This is a genomic window from Citrobacter sp. Cpo074 (assembly GCF_030332745.1).
Lineage (GTDB): Bacteria > Pseudomonadota > Gammaproteobacteria > Enterobacterales > Enterobacteriaceae > Citrobacter > Citrobacter portucalensis.
This window is the reverse complement of the sequence record NZ_JAOWHG010000038.1, coordinates 36,593-62,476: the sequence shown is the minus strand read 5'-3', so window position 1 is coordinate 62,476 and position 25,884 is coordinate 36,593. Positions and strand designations below refer to the sequence as shown.

Genomic DNA, 25,884 nt, shown 5'->3' with positions numbered 1-25,884 from the left:
GTTTATGCAAACCGAACGTATGACCATGGCTCAGGCGCTGGTCAAATTCCTTAATCAACAATATATCTGTGTCGATGGCGTGGAAACGCCCTTTGTCGAGGGCGTCGCCACCATCTTTGGTCACGGTAACGTGCTTGGCATTGGCCAGGCGCTGGAGCAGGCACCCGGTCATTTGCAGGTGATGCAGGGATGTAATGAGCAGGGAATTGCGCACATGGCGACCGGATTCGCCAAACAGCATCGGCGCCAGCGTATTTTTGCCGTGACGTCATCGGTTGGGCCGGGAGCGGCAAACATGGTCACCGCCGCGGCAACCGCGACGGCGAACCGTATTCCGCTGCTGCTGTTGCCTGGCGATGTCTACGCCAGTCGTCAGCCGGACCCGGTATTGCAGCAAATTGAGCAATACCATGACCTTGGCATCAGTACCAACGACTGCTTCCGCCCGGTCTCGCGTTACTGGGACCGGATTAACCGCCCGGAGCAGTTAATGAGCGCGATGCTAAACGCGATGCGAACGCTTACTGACCCCGCAGATACTGGTGCCGTAACTATTTGCCTGCCACAGGATGTGCAGGGGGAAGCCTGGGACTATCCGCAGAGCTTCTTTGCGCGCCGCGTTCATTTGATCGAACGTCGACCACCCGACCCGCAGCGTCTGGCGATGGCGCGGGCGCTGATTGCCCGCAAACGCCGTCCGCTGGTGGTATGCGGCGGCGGGGTACGATATTCCGGCGCGCATGAGGCGTTTCGTACGTTTGTTGAAACGCTGCAACTGCCGTTTGCCGAAACTCAGGCCGGAAAGGGAGCGCTGGTTAGTGACCACCCACTTAACCTCGGAGGCATTGGGGTAACTGGAGGGATGGCAGCGAATCAGCTCGCACCGCAAGCCGATCTGGTGATCGGCATTGGTACGCGCCTCACAGACTTTACCACCGGTTCGAAAGCGCTGTTTTCTCATCCGGAGGTTGAGTTCCTGCTGCTGAACGTGGCGGAGTTTGACGCACTGAAGCTTGATGCTACTGCGCTTATCGCCGACGCCCGTACCGGGCTTACGGCATTAACTGAAACACTGAAAGACTACCGCAGCGATTGGGGGAAGGAGGTCGCTAAGGCGCAAGAGGCCTGGCGCGATGAGTGCCAACGTTTATGGGAGCGCGACTGGCGTCCCGATGACGAACCCGAAGTGGCTGGGCATCTTGACGCTCAGCTGGCGGAATATGGCGACACGCTAAACACCCGGTTGACCCAGACGAAGGTGCTGGGGCTTATCAATCAGCACATTGAAGATAACGCTATCGTCGTGGGGGCCGCCGGATCGCTGCCTGGCGATTTACAGCGTATCTGGCAGGTCAAAACCCCGGACAGCTATCACCTGGAATACGGTTACTCCTGTATGGGCTATGAGATTGCGGCTGCTATTGGAGCCAGGCTGGCGAAGCCGCAGCAGCCGGTATATGCCATGGTGGGGGATGGCTCGTACATGATGCTGCATTCCGAGCTACAAACCGCCGTCCAGGAGGGGATAAAAGTCACTATCCTGCTGTTTGATAACGCCAGCTTCGGGTGTATTAACAACCTGCAGATGGGGCATGGGATGGGGAGCTTCGGTACGGAAAACCGTCACCGCAACCCGCAAACCGGACGGTTGGATGGGCCATTGGTGAAGGTCGATTTTGCTAAAAACGCTGAAAGCTACGGCTGTCGGGCATGGCGTGTACATGACGAGCAAAGCCTGCTGGCGGCGCTGGAAGCCTCGCGTGCGCATTCGGGACCTGTGCTGCTGGATATCAAAGTTCTGCCGAAAACCATGACCCACGACTATGCCTCCTGGTGGCGCACTGGCGATGCGCAGGTGGCAGAATCTCCGTCGGTGCGAAAAGCGGCTGAGCAGACGTTTGAGCAGATGAAAAACGCACGTCAGTACTAAAAGCGATTAATGCCGGATGGCGCCGCGCTTATCCGGCCTACAGCGGATTCTACCCCCAGGCCGGATAAGTCGTTAGCGCTGTCATCCGGTAACCTGCGACAACGAAATTTTCATTTCATTTTTCCTTTCTCTTCATCCATCGCCTCCTTCCAGAACGGAAGGGGGCCAATTCCTGCATCTTCCCTGTTGTTATGTTGTGATATTGATAACAAATTTTATCTCACTCATCTCAAAAGTGTTAACTTGCACCCAAAAACATAATTTTCACTATTTATAAAAATGAAATAAATGTTTTATTTAAAGGGTCGTTAGTTCATCGCATTCACCAACACCGGGAGCCGTTATGTTTAACATTGCTTTACTGGGCGCTGGCCGAATTGGCCAGGTACATGCAGCTAACATTGCCAGTCACAGTGCCACTACCCTCTGGTCCGTCGTCGACCCGAATCAGGAATTTGCCACCCGTCTTGCCACACAGTACCAGGCTCGTTTGCAAAGCCTGGATGAGGCGATGACGGACCCTAACGTTCACGCCGTGCTGATTGCCTCCGCGACCGATACCCATGCGGATCTGATTGAAATGGCCGCCCGCCACGGCAAAGCCATCTTCTGTGAAAAGCCGGTCCACCTGGATCTGGCCCGTGTACGCGACTGCCTGAAAGTGGTCAAAGAGTACGACGTACCGTTGTTTATCGGTTTCAACCGCCGCTTCGATCCACAGTTTCGCCGTGTGAAAACTGACGCACTGGCCGGGCGTATCGGAAAGCCGGAATCGCTGCTGATCATCTCCCGCGACCCGTCGCCGCCGCCTGCGGAATACGTGCGTGTGTCCGGCGGTATGTTCCGTGATATGACCATCCACGATTTTGATATGGCGCGCTTTATCATGGGCGAAGAGCCGGTTTCGGTGTATGCCCAGGGCAGCAATCTGGTGGATCCGGCGATTGGTGAAGCGGGCGATATCGATACCGCGTTCATCGTACTGAAATATGCCTCCGGCGCGATGGCGACCATCGTCAACAGCCGCCGTTCTTCTTACGGATACGATCAGCGCCTTGAGCTGCACGGCTCTGAAGGGCTGCTGTGCGCGGGCAACATTCTCGAAAATCAGGTGCAGCACTACGCGAAGACCGGCTGCACCAGCGCGTTACCTGAACATTTCTTCCTGCAGCGTTATAAATCGGCCTATGCCGCGGAATGGGAACACTTTGTTGCGGTACTGCGCGGCGAAGCGGCCCCTGATTGCAGCGGGGATGATGGCGAGCGTGCGCTGTATCTGGCGGATAAAGCGCTGGAGTCACTGCATAGCCAGCGTGAAGTTCTCCTCTGATTGTCACCACAACCTACCCTACACAGAGAGACATAATAATGAAAAAACTGATCTTAGCTGTCCTCATCGCCATGACATCCGGGGCAGCCATTGCTGAAAACGAGCAAATTGTTTTCAGTACGCCAAACCTGGCGATGCCATTTGAAGTTCACATGCAGCGCACGGCGGTGAAAGCCGCAAAAGAGATGGGCGTGAATTTACAGGTCCTGGACGGGCAGGGTAGCTCGCCAAAACAGGTCGCTGACCTGGAAAACGCCATAACTCGTGGCGCACAGGGCTTTATTGTTTCACCGAACGATGTCAACGCGGTGTCCAGCGCGGTAGATGAAATTCAGGATGCGAAACTGCCCGTTGTTACCCTCGACCGCTCCGTTGACAGCCAGAAAAAAGTGCCGCACTTCGGCGCGAACAACTACAAGGGCGGTCAGGCGATTGGCGACTTTGTCAAAACCAAATTCCCTGACGGGGCAGACATTATTCTGCTGACCGGCCAGCCAGGCTCCTCCTCCAACATTGAACGTACTAAAGGCATTCGCGACAGCCTGAAGACGGGTGGTGAAAAGTACAAGATCGTTGCCGATCAGACCGGTAACTGGATGCGTTCTGAAGGGATGCGCATTGTCGAAAGCGTTCTGCCTTCGTTGCCGAAGCGTCCGCAGGTGATCCTCTCCGCTAACGACGATATGGCGTTGGGCGCGATTGAAGCGTTACAGGGACAAGGACTGAAACCGGGTGAAGTTCTGGTCACGGGCTTCGATGCCGTGCCGGAAGCACTGGCGCGTGTGCGCGACGGCTGGCTGGCAGTGACGGCGGATCAGCGTCCTGGCTTTGCGGTGAAAACGGCCATGAGCCAGTTGGTGAATAACGTCCGTGAGAAGACTGCGATCACCGGGGCTGACTACCCGCCAACGCTTATCACCAAAGAGAACCTGCAGCAGGCCGAGCGTATTAGTGAGGCCGGTAACTGATATGTCCGCAGCCGCCGCGCAAGTGGCGGCTCTCTATGAGGAGGAGCAGACCGATGTCGCAACCCTTACTGAAAGTGACCGACCTGGCGAAAAGCTTTTCCGGCGTTTGGGCGCTGAGCAGCGCACAGCTGACCGTCGGAGCAGGCGAAATTCATGCGCTGTTAGGTGAAAACGGTGCCGGAAAATCGACCCTGCTGAAAGCGCTGGCGGGCGCACAGCCGCAAACACGCGGGGATATTTGGTTCAACGGCGAAACATTGCCGGTAGAAGACTCTCCGGTTGAGCGGCAGAACAAGGGCATTATCACGATTTATCAGGAATTTAATCTGCTGCCCAATATGACCGTCGCCGAGAATATGTTTCTCGGACGCGAACCGCGTAAACGTAATCTGATTGTTGACGAAAAGGCGGTAAATCAGGAAGCACAGGTGATTCTGGATTACCTGCAACTGAACGTTGCGCCAACCACGGCCGTGGCCCGACTGAGCGTGGCGCAGCAGCAAATGGTGGAAATTGCGCGGGCGCTGACGCTGAACGCAAAGCTGATCATTATGGATGAACCTTCCGCCGCGCTGAGCGACAGCGAAGTAGAAAGCCTGCATCGTGTGGTGCGGGAACTTAAAGGGCGTGGCGTGAGCATTATCTACGTCACCCATCGCCTGCATGAAGTTTTTCAACTCTGCGACCAGTTCACCGTTTTCCAGGATGGACGATTCACCGGGAATGGCGCGGTTGCACAGACCACCGTAGAACAGCTGATCCGCCTGATGGTGGGGCGCGATGTGGCCTTTAATCGCCGTCCGGCCAGCGAAACTCACCATGAAGATAAACCTGTGCGTCTGGCGGTGAAGGGGCTTAGCCGCGAAAAACCGCCGCTGGATCCGCACGGTATCGCGCTGCACGACATTAGCTTCCACGTGCATGCTGGCGAAGTGTTAGGCATTGCCGGACTGGTGGGAGCCGGGCGCACCGAAGTGGCCCGCTGCCTGTTTGGCGCCGATGGTTTTACTTCCGGCAGCTTTGAACTTGATGGCGTGCCATATCAGCCGCGCGATCCGCTGTTTGCGCTGGATCAGGGGCTGGCGTTGGTACCGGAAGATCGTAAAAAAGAGGGCGCGGTGCTTGGGCTGTCGATCCGCGACAACCTGTCGCTCTCCAGCCTCTCGTCACTGCTGCACTGGCGCTGGTTTGTGAATACCCGCAAAGAGGATGCCCTTATCGAGTCATACCGCCAGGCGCTGCAGATCAAAATGGTCAACAGCGCTCAGGAGGTGCGCAAGCTCTCCGGCGGGAACCAGCAGAAAGTAATCCTCGCGCGCTGCATGGCGCTTAATCCTCGGGTGTTGATCGTGGATGAACCAACGCGCGGCATCGATGTTGGCACCAAATCAGAAGTCCATCAGGTGCTGTTTGATATGGCGAAAAAGGGCGTGGCGGTGATCGTGATCTCCTCCGATCTGCCGGAAGTCATGGCGGTTTCCGATCGGATCATCACGTTGAGTGAAGGCCGGGTGACTGGCGAGATCCACGGCGACGACGCTAATGAAGAGCGGCTAATGACGATGATGGCCATCAACCACAACGCCCTGAATGCGGCATAACGGAGTGATTCATGACGCAGATTATTTCTAAAACGCAGGTTCCTGCCAAACGCGGCGGACGTCTTGATCCCATTGCCTTTTTTGAGCGTTTTGGGGTACTGATTTTCATGATCCTGCTGCTGATTTTCTTTCAGTTGCAGAACAGCAATTTTCTTTCTGAACGCAATATTTTCAACATTCTGACCGAAGTCTCCATCTACGGGATCATGGCGGTGGGGATGACGTTTGTCATTCTGACCGCCGGGATCGATCTGTCGGTGGGCTCCATCCTGGCGGTCTGCGCCATGACCGCCGCGTATGTGATTAAGGGCGACAACTTCACCACCGTCGACCCGAACGCCTGGGGTGGCATGAGCTGGCTGATTGGCCTTGGTATCTGTATGGCGATGGGCACCGCGATTGGTTTTCTGCATGGCCTCGGCGTGACCCGCCTGCGTCTGCCGCCGTTTATCGTCACCCTCGGCGGGATGACGATCTGGCGCGGCCTGACGCTGGTGATTAACGACGGCGCACCAATTGCCGGTTTCGACGCGGGATACCGCTGGTGGGGACGCGGCGAACTGCTTGGTATCTCCATTCCAATCTGGATATTCGCGCTGGTGGCGGTAGGCGGTTATCTGGCGCTACATAAAACCCGCTGGGGGCGCTTCGTGTACGCCATCGGCGGCAACCCGGAGGCGGCGCGTCTGGCAGGGGTTAACGTGAAGCGCGTGCTGGTGAGCGTCTACGTGTTAATTGGCTGTCTGGCAGGGCTGGCGGGCTTCATTCTCAGCGCGCGGTTGGGCAGTGCAGAAGCGGTCGCCGGGATCTCGTTTGAGCTGCGCGTTATCGCCTCGGTGGTCATTGGCGGTACCTCACTGATGGGCGGCTACGGGCGTATTGGCGGCACCATTATCGGCTCGATCATCATGGGCATCCTGATTAACGGTCTGGTGCTGATGAACGTCTCGGCTTACTACCAACAAATTATTACCGGCTTAATTATCGTTCTGGCGGTGGCGTTCGATACCTACGCCAAGAGCCGTCGCGGCGCATTGTGAGGATCATGATGAAAGAAGTTCGTATTGGATTGATTGGCACCGGGTATATCGGCAAGGCGCATGCCATCGCCTATGCCCAGGCCCCGACGGTGTTTAACCTGCGCGGCAAGCTGGTGCGCGAAATGGTGGCGGAAGTCTCTCCAGAGCTGGCCGCCGAGCGGGCGCAGGCGTTTGGCTTCAATCGCTCAACCGGAGACTGGCGTGCGCTGGTGGCTGACCCGGCCATTGATGTCGTGGATATCTGTTCTCCTAATCATCTGCACAAAGAGATGGCGCTGGAAGCGATTCGCCATGGCAAGCATGTGTATTCAGAAAAGCCGTTGGCGCTGAACGCCCACGACGCACGTGAAATGGTTGAGGCTGCACAGCGGGCAGGAGTGAAAACGCTGGTGGGGTTCAACTATATGAAGAACCCGACGGCGCAGCTGGCGAAAGAGATCATTGAGCGCGGAGAAATTGGTGAGGTGATCCATTTCTACGGCACCCACAACGAAGACTACATGGCCGATCCGCTTGCGCCGATCCACTGGCATTGTTTTAAAGAGACCGCCGGACTTGGGGCGCTTGGCGATCTGGCGGCGCATATCGTCAATATGGCGCAGTACCTTGTTGGGGATATTCAGCAGGTCTGCGGCGACCTGAAGATCGTTGTGCCACAGCGTCCGGCGCAGGTCGGTTCCTCGCAAATGGTGACGGTAGAGAACGAAGATCAGGCCCACGCGATGGTGCGCTTTGCGGGCGGTGCGCAAGGGGTGATTGAAACCTCGCGCGTTGCCTGTGGCCGCAAGATGGGGTTGTCGTATGTGATTACCGGGACCAAAGGAACCATCAGTTTTACTCAGGAGCGCATGGCTGAGCTGAAGCTCTATCTGCATGACGATCCGGTCAACCGCCAGGGGTTTCGCACTTTACTGGTTGGCCCGGCGCACCCGGACTACGGCGCGTTTTGCATGGGAGCCGGGCATGGTATCGGCTTTAACGACCAGAAAACTGTGGAAGTACGCGACCTGGTGGACGGCATTGCCGCCGATGCACCGATGTGGCCGGACTTTGAAGAGGGCTGGAAGGTGTCGCGCGTGCTTGACGCTATCGCACTCTCGCACCAGGAAGGCCGCTGGCTGAACGTGAACGACATTGTCTGAAGAGGTATCAACGTGGAAAAGCAGTTTGATGTGATATGCATGGGCCGCGTGGCGGTTGACCTCTACAGTCAGCAAATTGGCGCGCGCCTGGAAGATGTGTCGAGCTTTGCCAAATATCTTGGTGGTTCGTCCGGCAACGTGGCTTACGGCACGGCACGCCAGGGGCTGCGTTCCTCAATGCTGGCGCGGGTTGGCGACGAACATATGGGGCGTTTCCTGCGTGAAGAATTAAACCAGGTAGGCTGCGATACCAGCCATCTGATCACTGATAAAGACCGCCTGACGGCGCTGGTGCTACTCGGCATTAAAGACCGGGACACCTTCCCACTGATTTTTTACCGTGATAACTGCGCGGATATGGCGATTACCGCCAGCGATGTTGATGAACAGTACATCGCTTCTGCTCGTTGTCTTGCCATCACCGGGACGCATCTTTCTCATCCGCAAACCCGCGAGGCGGTGTTGACGGCGCTCGCTTACGCCCGGCGTCACGGCGTGCGTACGGCGCTGGATATCGACTATCGCCCGGTGCTGTGGGGGCTTACTTCCTTAGGCGACGGCGAAACGCGCTTTATCGCCGCCGAACAGGTCACCCGCCAGTTGCAGGAGGTGCTGCATCTTTTTGATGTAATTGTCGGCACCGAGGAGGAGTTTCATATCGCGGGCGGCAGTACCGATACGCTGCAGGCGCTGTCGCAGGTTCGCGGCGTGAGTCACGCGACGCTGGTTTGCAAGCGTGGTGCGCTCGGTTGCTCGGTGTATACCGACGCGATCCCGGCCCGGCTGGACGATGGTCTGACGGTCACCGGCGTGCGCGTAGAGGTGCTGAACGTGCTGGGGGCGGGGGATGCGTTTATGTCTGGTCTGCTGCGCGGCTATCTTAACGATGAAGGGTGGGAACAGGCGTGCCGCTATGCAAATGCCTGCGGCGCACTGGTGGTGTCGCGTCACGGCTGTGCGCCGGCGATGCCGAGCAAAGTGGAGCTTGATGATTATCTTTCTCGCGCCGCAGAGGTTCCACGTCCGGATCTCGATCCGCATCTCAACCATTTGCATCGCGTGACGACTCGCCGCCGCACATGGCCGGAACTGTGCGTGATGGCCTTCGATCACCGTAGCCAACTGGAAGATATGGCATTGCAGTGCGGCGCGTCTTTGAAGCGTATTCCTGCATTGAAACAGCTTATTTTGCAGGCCAGCCGTGAAGCGGCCCACAGCGCCGGGCTGGAGGGCAAGGCCGGGCTGCTGTGCGATGGTACGTTTGGTCAGGATGCGCTGAATGCGATAACCGGAGAGGGCTGGTGGATAGGTCGCCCTATCGAACTGCCGGGGTCGCGCCCGCTGGAGATGGAACACGGCAATATAGGCTCGCAGCTCATTAGTTGGCCGCAGGAACATGTGGTGAAGTGTCTGGTCTTTTTCCATCCGGAAGATGCCCACGCGTTGCGTCTGGAACAAGAACAAAAAATCGCTGAGGTGTACCGCGCCTGTTGCCAGTCCGGGCATGAGCTGCTGCTGGAGGTGATTTTACCGGCCAGTATGCCGCGCAGTGATGAACTGTATTTGCGCGCCATTTCCCGCTTCTACAACTTAGGGATCTACCCCGACTGGTGGAAACTCCCACCGCTGACTTCTGCTGGCTGGACGGCGTTGAGTGACATTATCGAACGGCGCGATCCGCACTGCCGTGGCGTGGTGATCCTGGGTCTGGACGCTCCGGCAGAGCAACTGCGTGCTGATTTTAAAGCGGCTGCGGGTCATGGGGTGGTGAAAGGTTTTGCCGTGGGACGCACGCTGTTCGGCGACGCTTCCCGCGCGTGGTTGAAACACGATATTGACGATGCGCAGCTGGTGACGCGCATTAAAGATAACTACCTGCAGCTTATCGCCTGGTGGCGCGAGCGCGGACAAGCATAATTCAGGAGAAGATGATGACGGTACAATTAGGTATTAATCCACTGACATGGACGAATGACGATCTTCCTTCACTGGGCGCTGAGACGTCGCTTGATACCTGTCTGAGCGAGGGCAAAGAGGCTGGATTTGCTGGTTTCGAACTGGGCAACAAATTCCCGCGTGAGGCGCGACTGCTCGGCCCCATTTTGCAGCACCACGACCTGCAACTGGTTTCCGGCTGGTACTCCGGACGTCTGCTGGAACGCAGCGTGGAGGAGGAGATTGCCGCCGTGCAGTCACATCTGACGTTACTGCGCGAACTGGGAGCGAAGGTGCTGGTCTTTGCCGAAGTCAGTGGCTGCATTCACGGCGAGCAGCAGACGCCGGTACATCTGCGTCCGCGCTTCCCGCAAGAGCGCTGGCAAGAGTACGGTGAAAAACTCACCGAGTTTGCGCGCTACACCCAGCAGCAGGGGGTACAGATTGCCTATCACCACCACATGGGAACGGTGATTGAATCTGCTGAAGATGTGGATAATCTGATGACGAATACCGGTGATGAAGTTGGCTTGTTGCTCGATACCGGGCATTTGACCTTTGCGGGTGCCGATCCGTTGGCTGTGGCGCAGCGCTGGGCATCACGTATCAACCATGTTCACTGCAAAGACGTACGTGCCGACGTGCTGGCGGATGTCAAAAACCGCAAAACCAGCTTCCTCGATGCGGTGCTGAGCGGTGTCTTTACCGTGCCGGGAGATGGTTGCGTTGACTATCCGCCGATCATGGCCTTGCTGAAGGCGAACCAGTATCAGGGGTGGCTGGTGGTGGAGGCGGAGCAGGATCCAGCCATCGCGCATCCGCTGACGTATGCGCGTCTGGGCTATAACAACCTTAGCCGTCTGGCACGGGATGCCGGGCTTATCTGAGGAGGTGATATGTCACGTTTATTATCACGCTGGCAGCAGCCGGACGCGCAAGGGTGTACGCAGTCAGTGACGCCGGAAAGCGCCGGTTGGGGATATGTTGGCTTTAGAGCGTATGAACTGGAGGAAGGGCAGCAGCTTACGCTGCCCGCCGCCAGCGAAGAACGTTGTCTGGTATTGGTTGCCGGACGCGCGACCGTCACCACGCCGGGCGCAACTTTTACGGATATCGGTGAGCGGATGAGCCCGTTTGAACGCATCAAACCGTGGGCGGTTTATGTCACTGCTGGTGAAACAATACAGGTTCAGGCGGTGACCAGACTGGAGCTGGCGGTCTGCGCTGCACCGGGGAAAGGCACGCACCCAACACGGCTGATCGCACCTAAGGATATCGACGGGGAAGCGCGCGGCAAAGGTCACAACCAGCGCTACGTGCACAACATCTTACCGGAAGATAAACCCGCAGATAGCCTGCTGGTGGTGGAGGTGTGGACCAACGAAGGTTGTACCAGTTCTTACCCAAGCCATAAGCATGACACCGATAATCCCCCGCAGGAAACCTATCTGGAGGAGACTTACTACCATCGCCTCAACCCGCCGCAGGGATTCTGTATGCAACGGGTGTACACCGACGACCGATCGCTTGACGAGTGTATGGCAGTCTATAACCGCGACGTGGTGATGGTGCCGAAAGGGTATCACCCGGTGGCAACCCTGGCGGGATATGACAGTTACTACCTTAACGTGATGGCCGGCCCGGTTCGCAAATGGATGTTTACCTGGGAAGATGAACATGCGTGGATTAACAGGGATTATCCGGTTGATAAGTAAGGTCATGAATGGCTTTGTTAAAAGTGAGTCGTTTTTTTCCCTCCTTTTGATGAGTAAAAGGGGGAGGAATGGGATGACGGTTGGCGCTATTTAAGTGCTCATTATTCTCATAGCTCGCCTGGCCATGAGAATAATGCAAGCGTCGATATATTTGAGGTTATGGCAGTAGCCGGGGTGCTCTCGAAAACACCCCGGCTATCTTTTGTTGAGGGCTAATTAGAAATGATACTTCAGTCCTAACGTTGCCGAGCTGTTGTTATAACCGTTGTCTCCCATCTGGACGCCCACATTACCCCACAGATTTAAATCTGGTGTAATCTGGCCTTCGACACCCAGTTTAATCTCTCCCAGATTGCGTGCACCTTCCTGGCTGACGCTAACGTCGTCCATTTTAGTGCTAAAACTGCGTGTATTATGGAGCCAGTTAGCTTCAATAAATGGCTGGAATTCGCGGCCTTTGCCCTCATCCATTTTATTAAAGCTTTTCAGGTAGGCTCTGGCTCCAAGACGGGTTTGAATATTACCGTTACCATTCATCTCGATACGCGTTCCGTTAGCTTCCCGATGGTCATCAGATTTGCCCCCCATCCAGGTAACCTGCGCCTGCGGTTGAACATACCACTCATTAACGGTTCCTTTGCTGCCAGAGAATTCGCCAACTTTAAAGGTATATCCCGTTTCAACAGAAGCTGTCAGACCTTTGGATTTATAGGACTCAGAAGGCAGTCCTTCACCTTTGACATGGTTGTCAAACCATCCATATTGTGCCCAACCGTCGAGGTACAGGCCTTTATGGTCGGTGTTATCGGCAAACCATGTAGCATAAAGGCCAGTGCTATAGCCATTGACGCTACCTCGCGAGGTGTAACCCGTTGCTGATGAGCGGGTCTGATTATTGTCATGACCATACCCGGCTATGATCCCGAAACGCCAGCTATCATGCCCGTTGGTTGAGCCCTGCGCGATATCGCTGCCGAGCTGCATCACATAGCGATTACTTTGAGTACGCAACTGGCTGCTACCGTCATACCAACTTTGGTGGCCACCTGCCTGACGCATCCACATACCGGTGGTTTTCATCTCTCCGGTTGACACATCTGTGTACTGAGCTTTGCCCGAGCGATCGTGTAACTGCATGTTAAACATGGTGTTTACGGCAGCATGGTTCGCGGTATAGGTCCCTCCTTCCGGGCGAAGCATATGCTCTGTGGGCGAAACCGGTTTTTCGGGTTTTTCAGGCTTATTCAACTGACTGGTCAGATACCAGTGATTATTGTTAGCCCCCTGACCTCGAACCAATGAATAATCATACGCGCCCGCAGTGATACGCCCGCTCTGAGTAAAATCACCATCAGAACGGCCATCAACATGAATAAGCTCAATCCCCTCCAGAGTTTGTGAACCCTGGCCTCCTGCATTGGTGACACTGACTTGAGTATTACCAGTGGTATCACCTTTTACAATAAGCTTATCGGTGGCTGAACGGTCGTCCCCCAGAGCCGTATCAAAATTAATAACACCATTGTCGCCGTGGTAATTTCCTTCAACAATCAGCTGATTGCCTGCGGACTGTCCAATATTCCCTAAAGATATCACACCCTGGTTGGTGAGATCTCCGCCAACAGTAAAGTGCCCTGATGCTTCATTTCCGGCAACAAACAGTCCGGCATTATGGATACTGCCTAGTACCGTTCCCGCGCCTGAAAGCATACCGGCAGAAGATATATTGACCTGCTGGCTCGCTAAGGTAACAGGTGCATCCTCCTGACCCAGCATCAGACCCCCTTGTTGAATATCAGTGGTGCCGGTATAGGTGGAATCTGCAGTCAGAGTGATAGTGCCCTGACCCTGCTTGATGACATTACCGCTGCCATCGACCTGGTTTTGCATGGTCCAGTCATCCAAGCTGTTAAGGATCATGTCACCCTGATTATGAATGGTCGCCTCCCCCAGATGTTCGGCGGCTGACGCCACTAATTGTGTGTTTTTATCCAGGTTAAGCTGGCCGCTAAATCCACTGTTATCCCCCTCAAGAGCGACGTTAGATTCGCTGAATGAAACTTCACCCTTACCGCTAAGGTTGTTGGACAAGTGTCCCTCAACGGCATTGAGATTGAGGTGGCCATCGGAAATAATCTCCCCGGTCCCCAATCCCTGAACATTATCCAGAGTGACCTCTGCGCCGGAAGCGATGGTCGTTGTTGCGCTTATGGACGCATTATTGCCCTTCACGCTAAAGACACCGTTATCTATATTCAGATTACCGCTGCCGACCAATGCTCCTGCGGATGTTCCGCCGTTAGAAATCGTCAGGCTACCGCCATTAATATTCAGAACTGATCCCACCGCGCTGGTTAGCTGCCCAATCGTCTGGCTATGCCCATTCATATCCAAAACGGTCTCTTCTGCCATCTGCAGACCTGCTGTATGGCCCAGTACATTATCATTGAGCATCAGTAGATTACCGCTGCGCAAATCGGTCAGACCGGTGTAATCATTATTCAAACCTGACAGTGAAACTGTGTGGCCTTTCTGGCTGTCGAGCGCCAGATCCCCGGAGCCGGTCAGGCGGGAACTCAATTCCGCAGCCGCTCCGGTTTTTCCGTTGGCATTCAGGATCAATGCATTCTGACCCTGTCCTTGTAATTCAATCTGTGTCAGACCGTAGCCCACATAAAGGCCGTCATGATTTTGCCCACTGGTCAGGCGATAGTCATACGTTCCTTTTGCTACAACCTGTCCGTCCTGGCTGATGTCATGCTGAACAGCATCTGTTATCGCGTTACCGTTCAGATCCTGCAGTTGCAGGTTTCCGGCATCTCCTGTTACAACGGTTGCTGAATTGGTGGAAACCAGCTTAATTTCCGCATTGGCGTCTTCCTGCTCCATTAAGGAGAGACCGGTATCAATACCCTGAGATATGGCGTCCACTACGCCCACAGGATTCACCTGCACAGCACCAGACCCAGTCAGGTCTAACTGATCTTTAACATTCACCATTTTGTCGGTTTGGTGTATGCCGGGGGTAATGTTACCAAACTCAATGGTACCGCCAGAAAAGGCCAGGCTTCCAATGGACTGTGTGCCAGTGCCCAGTGAAATTTCACTTCCTTTTCCTGCAATCAGCCCTGCTTTTGCAAGAGCATCGGTGTTGGTTCCCTGCAGGTTGAATGTCGTATTCTGTAACGCCAGTGCACCGGTGAACCCAGAGGTCGCTGTGCTATTTTTAAAAGAGAAAGCGTGATTTCCCGTATCGACACTCAGGATGCCGGACCCAGAAATCTTGTGGTTAAACAACCAGTCGCTGGTGCTATTGAGCTGCAGTTTCCCGGCAACGGATAACCCGGCAGAGCCCAGGTTTTTCTGATCGGACACGGTCGCAACGGCACCCGATTCAACATTGATCTTGCCTTTAAAGGCGCTGTTATCACCCATTAACGCCACATTTCCGGCGCCGACGGAGATAATACCGTTCCCCGTAATCTTATTGGTGAACTCCATGTCATCTTGAGCGTTCAGCAAGAGTTTGCCGCTATTGCTAATATCAGCGGTTCCCAGGTTCTGCGTAACCCCAAGGGTGGCATTCTTGGCAATTTTTACTTTGCCGCTAAATTTTGAGTTATCTCCGGACAAAAACGTTGTGCCATTAAGCGCATTGATATTACCCAGCCCCTCACTGCCGCTTGATATATCAGCTGTTATATTGGCGTTATCACTGGTGTGGTTCAGTGTGATTTTTTTATTGTCCGTACTAGCCCAGACAAACTCTATTTTCTTGGCGTCAATGACCCCAGCAGCTTTAGCTTTCTCTCCTTCTTGAGCGCCTAATGCTAATTCTGAGTTCGTACTCAAACTAATTTCTGGGGCAGAGATTTTCCCCATGTCTGATACCACTAATGTGGTATTTGAATCTTGATTATAATACCCCAAGCTTAATTTCTCACTCGCGTTAATTTCTCCCCTGTTATTAACCGACAGGAATTGATCGCCACCGTAGCTCTTGAAAACACCCATGAAGAATGTTTGAGTATTTACCTGGCTACCTTCGCCGCTAATGTTTCCCCTTTCATAGGTAAGACGACTGGTCCCTTTAACATGAATCTTACCGCCATCAGACACGTTAAAATAACCGCCAGTTCGCCAGTTGTCTGATGCGCTGTCATATAAGTCGTCAGCATAGAGTTCGCTGCCTGCATTGGACACGTTAAGGTAACCCGTACCTCTCAGCAGAACGTTTAGCTCACCATTGATACGCACTGTTCCTTGGGTAATATCCAGCCCACCACCTGATGTGAAGGTCAGGCGGGGGCGAGAGTCCGGCGCATTAATCACCAGGTTGGCGTTATCTTTTACATTGATATGGTAATTAATGGAGTGACTGTTTTGGCCAAAATCAATGGTGTTATCTGTGATGACATCAATATCATCAGCAAAAGCCATTGATGAGCATAGCGCTACAGCACCGGCTAATAACGCCCTGGACTTTTTTTTCGTGTTCTTCCTTCCCAGTTCGGAGCACACACACCAGCAATTACGGACTTTACTCCATTTTATTTGATATATTTTGTTCATAAACTCTCCGCAAAATAATCATAATAAAAATTTAACACTTTTGGGGTGAAATATTTATCGGGATACATTTTTGAGAGTGAAAATGTAGATCTCCGAATTGATGATATATGTCACGTGTCATTAATGTGATGTAAACATCGATACCGGATACTCGATTCAAGTCTCCCTGCGTAGTTTGTTACGTGATAAATTAATTTTGATAATATAGCCATCTGGTTGGAAATATTTTACCTGAGGTTTTGTCGATATTTCCAGCCCCTTTATTATATTGCTGCTTGTTTTCAAATCAACGGGGGAAGGGGAATCATCGAGAGTGAACTTAGCTTTGCTAAAGCTATTACAGTTCTGAGTCTTAGTGGGTAGAGGACGCGTGGACAATATATAGAAAGGGAGATAGCCGCCACGCTGCGGCTATCTCCTGTTTATATCCCGATCAGGAATTTGGTTGATGGTTCTCAACTACCCAGACGGTGAGTACTTTTTCCAATGTTTTATCTCCCGTCGTCGCCTTCGCTCTCACCCAACTTACACCGGCCGTATCCGTTCTCAGTTCAGAGTAAGCATTCCCTAACTTAAAGTTGGTTTTATCCGGCGTCATCGTAAAGGTTCCGCTGCCGGGTTTGGCTTTGCTGCCTGCGCTAAATTCGACACTGCCGTTTAACGGGTTACCGAATTTATCCTGCAACCGGGCCATAAAGCCTACTGGCTCAAGGTTGGCAACGGCATAGCCAGGATCCTGCTCCAGAGTGAGTACTGGATTCTGGGCATCGGCATTCAGCGTTAGCGAAGCATTTGCCGAGACATTGCTACCGTGTTCAGCCAATGTGGCGGTCAGCGTGTAACGACCCGCCTTATTACCGTGGACATTTACAGTCGCAGTACCGGAACCATTGGTGGTGACAAGCGTATTGTCAATCACCAGAGGATCGCGTGGCGATGGGCCTGTAGCCGTAATTTTCAGCTTACGGTTGCTGACGCTGTTCCCTGATGTATCGGTCAGATGCAGGGTAAACGCCACGTTATCCACATCACTGACTACGGCGGATGTCGTTGACGGTTCGATCGTCAACGCGGCATTTTGCAGATCCGATACCACCTCAATCGCCTTACTCGCCGTAACGCGTTTACCCTCTTTGATGAAGGTTGCCTGCAATTGATAGTGCCCAGCTTCTGCGGCAATAAAGGTTGTTGATGCCATTCCTTTCTCATCCAATGTCAGTTCGGACTGGCCCAGTTTTAATCCACTGGTAGGGGAACTGGTCAGGTGCACGTCACCACTAAATGGGTTGTTTTCACCGTCGACAACCTGTACCTGAATTTCATGTGCCGCTGATGCGTTTGCCACAATGCTCTCAGACGGTGCGGTCAAATTCAGCACTGCGCTGTTAATGTCAGGTACGAATTCCAGGTCAACGCTTGAGGACTCAACGCTGTGCTGCCCATCTGTAACCCTGGCATTAACGGTGTAATGACCTGCCTTAACCGTAGTTAACGTTACCGTCGCGTAACCGTCTTTATTGGTGGTGATTTTCTCCGGGTACACGAGCCCTTGTGGCGTTACGATAAGCTCCACTTTCTGTCCTTCAACCGACGCGGCGGTATTGTTGAGCATGATCTCAAGCGTGGCACCATCGCGACCGTTTGCTGCAATATTGGTGATTGCGCCATTGTCTTTGGCCGTCAGAGACAATGTTGCCCCCTCCATTGCAGAGGCAAATGTTACGCTTAGCGATGAGCTGATGTTCCCCACGCTTAGCGTAATATCATAAGTTCCCGGCGTTGAACTGGTCAGTGAGAATCTTGCTTCACCTTTGGCATCGGTCTTCACAACGTTCTCCCCATTCGCGATCTTAACCTGTGGCGGTAATGCCAGAGTGACCGTGTATCCGGACAGCGGGTTCCCATAACGGTCGGTCAGGGTAACGACCGCGACATTACTCTGTTTGCCATCCGCCAGCGCATTGTCCCTGGTCAGGTTAAAAGCCTGCACCACCGGCTGCGTTTTGTCGGCAATCCAGTTGGCTTGTTTTTCCAGTCCGGAGAAATCATGTTTTTGTGACGTCACACCAATGCGTGTCGCCTGAGCCAGTTCAGACGTTGCCTTAGCGCTGTACACGCCGTCTTTCTCTTCTACGGCAGTAAAACGGACCTCGCCGCTGGCTGAAACTGCATAAAAACGTAAGCTGTCGTCGCCGGTGATGGCATTCCCGTCTTTATCTTTTGCTTCTAACGCCAGGCTAATCGGGTGTCCAACGACCTGCTCCATGGGCATTACCGTGAATGTCGATTTTGCCGCCTCTGCGGAAACCGCTTTTAGTTTCACCGTCAGGGTTTCTGTTTTACCCAGAACTTTAGCGGTTATGCGTGCCGTCCCCGCCGTTAAACCCGGCGTCAGCGTGGCGGTATACACCCCGGAGCGGGTTTCCTGCACTTCACCAAGCTTTGGAGCCTGTGCCGAACGCTCACGATTTCTCTGTGCGTCAGGTGTAAACGCTAAAGACAACTCAATGTCATGTGCAAGTCCTGTTAACGGATTACCATTGGTATCTTTAAGCACCAGCGTAACCGGATGCTGTGACTTCCCGTCAGCAGCGATGATCGGTTGCTGCTCGCCGTTCAATGTAAAATCCATTGTGCCGACAGAGGCCGAACTCCTCGTCACCGTCACGTCCATCACCGCATAGTTAGAGGCGTTTCCTTTAACATCTCGCGCCATTGCACCGATTTGCCAGTGATTAGTGCCGCCTGGTGTATAAGCGGGTAACGTCAGTTGCCATGATGTGCCGCTACCGGAAATGCGTCCGCCAGCGGCGGTAAATGCGCTATCGTTCCACTCTACCGACTGAATGCCCCAGTGGGATTTATCCAGCGAAATAGTCACCGGAATAACGGCGCCACCTTCCCCCTGTACGCTTTCAGGCAGGCGGATTTTCAGAACCGATTTTTTGCGGTATTCCAGAACAATATTGTTATTTCGTTCGACAAAATCGTAGCGTCCGTGCTGAACTTCGCGCATTAACGCAACATTGTCGCTGTCCAACTGCTTCGCCAGCGGGATGCCGGGGCGATAGTTAATCTCTATGCCGAAGCGTGAATCATGAGTATTGCTCTGCCCCTGCTTGTGTTCAGCGGAAAGCGTAACTAGCGGAACCGGCGTATAGCTGATCCCGCCTGTAAAGGCGTACGGATTTTCCTGAAGATGATTGCTGCCAAAGAGGCCGACATTCTTGCCGTAATACTTTTCATATTTAAGCGATGCGCCCAGTTGCGGATACGATGGCAACCAACCTTGGGTATAGATATCCCATCCATCCGCCGGACGTTCCTGATAATCATCCAGATCGTGGGAATCCTTCCATTTTGATAATCTTAAATAAGCATTTGCGCCTGCGCGTAAATAATCTCGCCAATACTCAACGCCTGCACCCATACGTGCGTGATGACGACTTAAATCGTAGTCATAAAATAAGTTTGCGCCAAGCATTGAATTATCCGCCGTGAAGTAGCGATAACCCATACCGATATTAGTTTGGGTTCTGTCATCGGTACGGTGAAGCGATGTCTGGCTAAATAAAACATGCTGCTTTGTATCAACCCACGGATAAAGGAAATCGAACGCCGAATCTTTCAACGAGAAAGCGTCATCGACGTTGAGTTGAATACGCGCATTACCGTACTTCTGTAGCCACTCTACCACCTCCTTCGTTGCCTGTGCTGAGACGGTATTGGCAGCAAAACTGCCCGCATGGCCGTTTTCAATGCTTCTGCCAGCCTGCGCGGCGAGAGAAGACAGACCGCGCAGTTCTTGCTGTTCTGCGGTGGCCTGCGATGCCTTAACGGCTGACGCATGGCTGATGGTTGGCGTGAAGCTAAGAAGGGCAGGATACAGAGCCTGCAAAGCGATTGTTGACCATGCGACAACCTTATTAACGGGGCCTGTTGCCCCATTGCTCCGCGAAATTTTCTTATTTGACATTTGTAACTCCAATATCAATTAAAAAAATCAAAGGTTATTTCATGTACTGAACGGGATGCGTAATATATGTATTTAGTAGGAAAATTCAAGAGTTGTTCATGGAGAAGTTAACTGGATATTTTTACACTATGCGGCATTGTGGGCTGTTTAACGATGTCGAACGTTTAAATGACGAATGTATTTAAAAAATACGTTTCTTTTTATCGTGATGATTTTAAGCCTGTAGGGATATTATTTAACCATGGTCGTTCACTGTTAAATAAAAAGAGTTATCAGGAAATTAATCTGCCTGTTCGTATTCAGCTATCATCACGTTCTCCGGATCTAAGTCTGGAACGTGTCAACACTTTCAGGACGGGTCAATAGACACAAAAAAGCCCTCAGCTTGCGCTGAGGGCTTTCACCGGTGTTTGGTGGAGCTGGCGGGAGTTGAACCCGCGTCCGAAATTCCTACATCCTCGGCACTACATGCTTAGTCAGTCTTTACATTCGCCTGGCACCTGCGGACAGACACGCCACTACCAGACTAGCCTGATTAGTTTTAACGCTTCAACCCCAGGCAGGGCCTCCACGCGATCTCTTTTGGGTTTGACCTCTCTTTGATCCCCGTCTTAAGAGCGGAAGCTAGGGAGAGAGGGCTCAGAGCAGGTTATTAAGCTGCTAAAGCGTAGTTTTCGTCGTTTGCGACTATTTTTTTGCGGCTTTTTACGAGGCCAACCGCCCCTCGGCATGCACCTTGGGTTTCGCGAATCCCGTCGAATCCAGAATCAGCCCCAATGTGTTAGAGCAAGTATAACAGACTTGTGACACGCGTGACCAGCCCCCGCAACCCCTAATCCTCAAGGATTTAGCGCTCGCGCAGCGCTTCTTTTGCGCGATTAAACGGTTTGATTAAATAGTCGACGATGGTTTTTTCACCTGTTTTTATATCCACTGTGGCAATCATGCCAGGTACGATGGAGAAATGGCGTCCCAGTTTGTTCTGTAAGAAGTCCTGATGGGTGCGGATAAACACGCGGTAATAGAAGATTTCAGGTTTCACTTTGTCCTGAATGGTGTCCGGGGAGATGGTTTCGACTACGCCTTCCAGCCCGCCGTAAATGGCGTAGTCATAGGCGGTTATCTTCACCAGCGCCCGCTGGCCGGGATGGATGAACGCAATATCACGCGGCGACAGGCGGGTTTCTATTAGTAGATGATCGTCCAGCGGCACAATCTCCATCATCTCGCCGTTGGGCGGGATAACGCCGCCGATGGTGGTGACCTGGATGTTTTTCACAATACCGCGCATCGGCGCGCGTACGGTCAGGCGGGTGACGGAATCCTCACGTCCTTTTAAAATAGCCGCCAGCATATCCACTTCGGCGTTAGCTTTTGACAGCGCTTCCCGCGCCTGCACGAAATATTGTGAGCGCAGGTCGGTGATTTTTAATCCCAGATCGCTTTTTTGTCGTTGCAGGCGCAGCACTTCTACGTGGCTGGCGGCACCGCTTTTCTCCAGCCGTTGGGTGATGGCCAGTTCTTTATTTACTGAGACCAGTGCATCCTGAAGTTCTGCCATTGAATCCGCAAGCTGCGCGCGACGGCTTTTATACAGACGAGTTTCGGAGGCGATGAGATCCGGCCAGGCGCGCAGTGAATCGGGAAAGACCAGCGGCAGATCGTTAACTTCGGCATTAAGCCTTGCGCTGGAAGCCAATGAGGCGCGATAACGGGCGGCGCTCTCCCCAACATTGGACTCAGAACGGGTGGGGTCGAGGCGGGCGACTATTTGATTGGCCTGCACTTTATCTCCCTCGCGTACCGTAAGCTCGGCGAGAATGCCGCCATCCAGCGACTGCAAGACTTGCTCTCGCGAGCTGGGGATCACTTTTCCGCTGCCGGTTGAGACTTCATCCAGCTTGCCGAAATATGCCCAGATACCCAGGACGGCAAACAGCAGCGTGCTGAGCAGAATAATACGGCTGGCCCCGGAAAAACGGTGCTCGCGGCGGATATCGAGGTCGTCCATGGCGGCATCATGCGGATTGGTTTTCATTTTTCCACTCCCGACCGTGAGTTGGGGCGGGTGCCCGGCTCGCATTTAATGCCTGCGCTTTCGGGGCATCCATAACCAGTTGGCCTTCTTTTAATACCACCACGCGTTCGACCAGCTCCAGAACCGGTACGCGATGAGTGGCGACAATCAATGTGCGGTTGCCCAGCCACTGGTTCAGGCGCTGAATAAACTCCCGCTCGGTATGTTCATCCAGCGAGGCGCTGGGTTCGTCGAGCAGCACGATATTGGGCGATCGCAGCAGCATTCTTGCCAGCAGGATCGACTGCCGTTGTCCACCGGACAAACCGTTGCCGCCCTCCATAATGGGATGTGCCAGCCCTTTGGCGAGTTGTTTAACGAAAGCCGCCGCGCCGCTGACCTCCAGTGCTTCGAAGATCTGCGCGTCGCTGGCGTGCGGTGCGCCGAGGGTCAGATTCTCGCGCAGGGTGCCGAAAAACAGCCGCGCGTTCTGGCTAAGAAAACCGATGTTGCGGCGTAAATCAGCCATATCGATCTGCGACAAACTCAGGTTGTCGAGCCGGACATCGCCCTGGATAATCTCCACACCGCCCGCCATGGCCTGCAGCAGGGTTGATTTCCCGGCACCGTTACGCCCGAGGATTGCCACGCGCTCGCCGGGCATGACCTCCAGGCGCGAGATGCGCAGCGGAACGCGCTGATCGTCGCTGTGGTAGCGAAAGTGTGCGTTCTCAAACAGATAATGGCCGTGAAAAATCTCCTGATGCACCCGGTCTTCGTCGTACTGCGTTTCGGTGGGAAGCTGCATGATGCTGTCTAACCCCATCTTCGCCGCCTTGACCTGTTGCCAGCGGGCCAGCACGCCGCACAGATTTGCCATTGGGGCAATCATTCTGGAACCGAGCATCGAAGCGGCCACCACGGCGCCGGTGGTCATCGTGCCTTCAATGACCATCGGCGCGCCGAACATAATGATCGCGGCGTAGACCAGGCTTTGTACCGACATGCCCCAGCCAATCAGCCCCTGAGTCAGCCTGCGCGTGCGCAGCCCGGACTCTCCGGTAATGCGGATGTAGCTGTTCCACTGCTGTAAAAAGCGGTTTTCCGCCTGCATCAGCTTGATGTCTTCCAGCCCCTGAACGCTCTCGACCAGCACCGCGTTGCGCAGGGTGGATTCATGGGCAGCCTGGTTGGCGAGCACCGCCAGCTTCTTCTGTAACAGCAAACCGGGCAGGATCATCAGCAGGGCCGCGACGGGCGCTATCCATGCCAGCGGCGGGGCGATAAAAGCCAGCACTACGATAAACAAAAAGAAAAACGGCAGATCGACAATGGTCGACATGGTCGAGGAGGTGATCATCTCGCGAACCTGTTCCAGCTCGCGCAGTTGAGAAATGAAGCTCCCCGTCGAGCGGGGGACGGCGCTGTTGCGCAGGCGCAATGCATGGCTGAACACGCGATCGGAAATGCGCATATCGGCGCGTTTGCCGAGCAGGTCCATTATGTGGGTACGCGCTTCGCGCAGCAAAAAGCCAAACAGCACCGCCACCAGAACGCCAGTGGAGAGAACATACAGCGTTGGATAAGACTGGGCGGGGATCACCCGGTCATAAACCTGCATGGAAAAGATAATCCCGGCGAGCGACAGAACGTTAATCAGAAAGGCGGCAATCATGACCGGCAGATAAGGACTAATGTCTTTTAACACCAGTTCGCGCATCCAGTCGGGCTTGAAGCGCGAAATATAGCGGTCTACCCGACTGTCCTTCAGCGCCGACAGCGGGCGCATCGCGGTAATACTCACGATCTCCGGCAGAAGCTCTGCGACCGTGAGCCGGTTACGCTGGCCCTCTTCGGCGATGATAAATACATCCAGTGCATCTTCGCCGTTGAAATGTTCTATCACCATTAGCTGGCCGTCGCGCAGTTCCACCACCACCGGCAGACGCCACTGACCGAACGCCTGCGTGGCGGTATCCAGCGCATGAAATGACAGTCCCGCCTGACGCGCCAGTTGCGACAGGGCTGTGGCCCGGCTTTTTCCCGCAAACCACGGGGCGTTGGCCTGGATTGCGCCGGGAGAACAGGCCACGCGATAGTGATTGGCAATATGCGTCATCGCCTGCGCCCACTGGCTAAGAGCGTGTTCGCTAATCGCATCTTTTGCATGTGAATCGAGGTCGCTCATAGCTTGATCTCCACCGATTGAATGCTGCGATTATTTAAGGCGAACGCCTGGCGAAGCGAGCCAGTGTTATAGAGGCAGTTCAGCTGGAGCTGGCGCAGCTGGTTTTGAGTCTGGAGTTCCGCAAAACGGGCCTGATACACCTCTTGCTCGGCGTTAAGCACGTCGAGCAGCGGGCGCGAACCGAGGTCCAGATACTGCTGTTGATAAAGCTCGCGTGTTTGTTCACTCAGTCGCTGCTGGCGGCGCAGAATCTGCAGGGCGGTGGCGAGGCTCATTGCCTGGCTGCGGGACTCCAGTAATTTTTGTCGTACTTCGAGTCGGGTGCGCTGGATGGAGTATTGTGCAGACTCTACCGCATGGCTGGCGGCGTTGCGCCTGGCGGTGAGTCCGCCCCCCTGATACAGCGGCATCTCAACTTTTACCCACGTGGAGTACTGGGTTTTGTCGAGCACCTCATGGCTGGGGTATTTGTCGTTGAGATAATGCTGCACCGACGGTTCCAAAGAGATGGTGGGCGTCATCTGCGCGTTGGCGTAATCGAGATTTGCCTGTGCCACATTCGCTTGTGCCCAGGCCGCCAGAACCGCGGGAACCAGTTTATCTTCCGGTTTGACCACATCGCAGCTGCTGTCCAGTTTGGCCGGGAATTCGTTGCTGATGCCGTTAAGTGAGTTCCAGCCGAGGTAACTCATCAATGTGGCCTTACTACTGTCGAGATTGGCCTGATACTGCGCCAGCTGAGAACGCGCAGACTCGATACGCGCATCGGTTTGCACCACGTCGGACAGCGAGGTTGCCCCTTCATCATTGCGTTGTCGGGTCAGTCGACCAATGTCGTTTAAGGCGGTGAGCTGTTCTTCGGCGGCATCCACCATTTGCTGCCACGTCTGCACCTGGACTATCGCGTTGGCGGTTGCGTGGGCGATGGTATCAATACTGAGTAACACATTCGCCTGCTGTTGTGCGGCTCCGGCGGTCTCGGCGCGGACCTGGCTTGCCACTTTGCCGAAGTCGTACAGCATTTGTGACACCGAAATAACCAGCGCCGGGCTAAAGCCGTGGTCGGTATAGGTATTGCTGTAACCGTTATTCATTCCGGCAGAAACCTGCGGGTAATATTTCGATTTCGCCACGTCGATCTGTTCGTTTTGCGAAAGCAGTTTGCCGATCGATTCACGAATAGAAGGATGCCAGCTCACGGCACGACTTACCGCGTCGTTGAGCATCAGGTTGCCGGGGGCGGCAGCGCTCAGCGGCAGATCGGCAACCGCGCCGTCCAGCGAGGGAAGCATCTGGCTGGTGGCCAGTCCTTCCGGCGTAATAATTTGCGGTTCATCTTCGGCATTCACCCGCAGGGTACAGAGCGTTAATGCCAGAAGTAATGCAACAGGCGCGACATTTCTCATAGTTTATCCCTTACAAAATACGGCAGCGACGACTGTTATTGCCCCGGACGTCATGGCATCCGGG

General features: G+C 54.1%; 14 protein-coding genes and 1 other RNA gene. 9 read left to right on the top strand and 6 right to left on the bottom strand.

Annotated features, from left to right (window positions below; genetic code table 11):
- Positions 1-4: 4 nt before the first annotated feature.
- The 9 genes from iolD (at position 5) to iolB (ending at position 11,661) form a co-directional block, all read left to right on the top strand.
- Positions 5-1,930: a 3D-(3,5/4)-trihydroxycyclohexane-1,2-dione acylhydrolase (decyclizing) gene (iolD, locus tag OGX83_RS22055; protein WP_048236589.1), complete on the top strand. Its 1,926-nt coding sequence runs from the start codon at positions 5-7 to the stop codon at positions 1,928-1,930.
- 343 nt (positions 1,931-2,273) lie between these two features.
- Entirely contained in the window at positions 2,274-3,260 is a 987-nt protein-coding gene (gene iolG, locus OGX83_RS22050; protein ID WP_284884430.1) for an inositol 2-dehydrogenase, read from the top strand.
- Positions 3,261-3,298: 38 nt separating this feature from the next.
- Positions 3,299-4,228, top strand: a complete 930-nt coding sequence (locus tag OGX83_RS22045; RefSeq protein ID WP_121540386.1) for a substrate-binding domain-containing protein — start codon at positions 3,299-3,301, stop codon at positions 4,226-4,228.
- A 53-nt stretch (positions 4,229-4,281) separates the two neighbouring features.
- Positions 4,282-5,829: a sugar ABC transporter ATP-binding protein gene (locus tag OGX83_RS22040; RefSeq protein ID WP_003839789.1), complete on the top strand. Its 1,548-nt coding sequence runs from the start codon at positions 4,282-4,284 to the stop codon at positions 5,827-5,829.
- Positions 5,830-5,840: 11 nt separating this feature from the next.
- Positions 5,841-6,869 (top strand): ABC transporter permease, encoded by a 1,029-nt coding sequence (locus OGX83_RS22035; protein WP_003826102.1) that lies wholly within the window; start codon positions 5,841-5,843, stop codon positions 6,867-6,869.
- Between the two features lie 8 nt (positions 6,870-6,877).
- Positions 6,878-8,011 (top strand): Gfo/Idh/MocA family protein, encoded by a 1,134-nt coding sequence (locus OGX83_RS22030; RefSeq protein WP_071444943.1) that lies wholly within the window; start codon positions 6,878-6,880, stop codon positions 8,009-8,011.
- A gap of 12 nt (positions 8,012-8,023) precedes the next feature.
- Complete coding sequence (locus OGX83_RS22025) at positions 8,024-9,928, top strand: bifunctional 5-dehydro-2-deoxygluconokinase/5-dehydro-2-deoxyphosphogluconate aldolase (protein WP_286589180.1); 1,905 nt, start codon at positions 8,024-8,026, stop codon at positions 9,926-9,928.
- Positions 9,929-9,942: 14 nt separating this feature from the next.
- Positions 9,943-10,833 (top strand): myo-inosose-2 dehydratase, encoded by an 891-nt coding sequence (gene iolE / locus OGX83_RS22020; RefSeq protein ID WP_020996280.1) that lies wholly within the window; start codon positions 9,943-9,945, stop codon positions 10,831-10,833.
- 9 nt (positions 10,834-10,842) lie between these two features.
- Complete coding sequence (gene iolB / locus OGX83_RS22015; RefSeq protein ID WP_174771164.1) at positions 10,843-11,661, top strand: 5-deoxy-glucuronate isomerase; 819 nt, start codon at positions 10,843-10,845, stop codon at positions 11,659-11,661.
- A 216-nt stretch (positions 11,662-11,877) separates the two neighbouring features.
- Here iolB and OGX83_RS22010 read toward each other — a convergent pair whose 3' ends face one another.
- The 6 genes from OGX83_RS22010 to OGX83_RS21985 all read right to left on the bottom strand — a co-directional run bounded on the left by OGX83_RS22010 (position 11,878) and on the right by OGX83_RS21985 (position 25,820).
- A complete protein-coding gene (locus OGX83_RS22010) occupies positions 11,878-16,233 on the bottom strand; it encodes an autotransporter outer membrane beta-barrel domain-containing protein (protein ID WP_286589178.1) in 4,356 nt (1,451 codons plus the stop codon).
- 433 nt (positions 16,234-16,666) lie between these two features.
- Positions 16,667-20,209, bottom strand: a complete 3,543-nt coding sequence (locus OGX83_RS22005; RefSeq protein WP_174771166.1) for an inverse autotransporter beta domain-containing protein — start codon at positions 20,207-20,209, stop codon at positions 16,667-16,669.
- 411 nt (positions 20,210-20,620) lie between these two features.
- Positions 20,621-20,984: a transfer-messenger RNA gene (gene ssrA / locus OGX83_RS22000) on the bottom strand.
- A gap of 72 nt (positions 20,985-21,056) precedes the next feature.
- Positions 21,057-22,220 (bottom strand): beta-barrel domain-containing protein, encoded by a 1,164-nt coding sequence (locus tag OGX83_RS21995; RefSeq protein ID WP_085951585.1) that lies wholly within the window; start codon positions 22,218-22,220, stop codon positions 21,057-21,059.
- Between the two features lie 7 nt (positions 22,221-22,227).
- Positions 22,228-24,414: a type I secretion system permease/ATPase gene (locus OGX83_RS21990; protein WP_174771179.1), complete on the bottom strand. Its 2,187-nt coding sequence runs from the start codon at positions 24,412-24,414 to the stop codon at positions 22,228-22,230.
- Positions 24,411-25,820 (bottom strand): TolC family outer membrane protein, encoded by a 1,410-nt coding sequence (locus OGX83_RS21985; protein WP_008785529.1) that lies wholly within the window; start codon positions 25,818-25,820, stop codon positions 24,411-24,413. The genes OGX83_RS21990 and OGX83_RS21985 overlap by 4 nt, the downstream gene beginning before the upstream one ends.
- Positions 25,821-25,884 lie beyond the last annotated feature (64 nt).

What these genes read in the sequence shown, in the direction of transcription:
- OGX83_RS22030 (WP_071444943.1), top strand. Translation starts at nt 6,878, where the DNA reads ATGAAAGAAGTTCGTATTGGATTGATTGGCACCGGGTATATCGGCAAG.
- iolD (WP_048236589.1), top strand. Translation starts at nt 5, where the DNA reads ATGCAAACCGAACGTATGACCATGGCTCAGGCGCTGGTCAAATTCCTT.
- OGX83_RS22035 (WP_003826102.1), top strand. Translation starts at nt 5,841, where the DNA reads ATGACGCAGATTATTTCTAAAACGCAGGTTCCTGCCAAACGCGGCGGA.
- iolE (WP_020996280.1), top strand. Translation starts at nt 9,943, where the DNA reads ATGACGGTACAATTAGGTATTAATCCACTGACATGGACGAATGACGAT.
- OGX83_RS22045 (WP_121540386.1), top strand. Translation starts at nt 3,299, where the DNA reads ATGAAAAAACTGATCTTAGCTGTCCTCATCGCCATGACATCCGGGGCA.
- OGX83_RS22010 (WP_286589178.1), bottom strand. Translation starts at nt 16,233, where the DNA reads ATGAACAAAATATATCAAATAAAATGGAGTAAAGTCCGTAATTGCTGG.
- OGX83_RS21990 (WP_174771179.1), bottom strand. Translation starts at nt 24,414, where the DNA reads ATGAGCGACCTCGATTCACATGCAAAAGATGCGATTAGCGAACACGCT.
- OGX83_RS21985 (WP_008785529.1), bottom strand. Translation starts at nt 25,820, where the DNA reads ATGAGAAATGTCGCGCCTGTTGCATTACTTCTGGCATTAACGCTCTGT.
- iolG (WP_284884430.1), top strand. Translation starts at nt 2,274, where the DNA reads ATGTTTAACATTGCTTTACTGGGCGCTGGCCGAATTGGCCAGGTACAT.
- iolB (WP_174771164.1), top strand. Translation starts at nt 10,843, where the DNA reads ATGTCACGTTTATTATCACGCTGGCAGCAGCCGGACGCGCAAGGGTGT.
- OGX83_RS22005 (WP_174771166.1), bottom strand. Translation starts at nt 20,209, where the DNA reads ATGTCAAATAAGAAAATTTCGCGGAGCAATGGGGCAACAGGCCCCGTT.
- OGX83_RS22040 (WP_003839789.1), top strand. Translation starts at nt 4,282, where the DNA reads ATGTCGCAACCCTTACTGAAAGTGACCGACCTGGCGAAAAGCTTTTCC.
- OGX83_RS21995 (WP_085951585.1), bottom strand. Translation starts at nt 22,220, where the DNA reads ATGGACGACCTCGATATCCGCCGCGAGCACCGTTTTTCCGGGGCCAGC.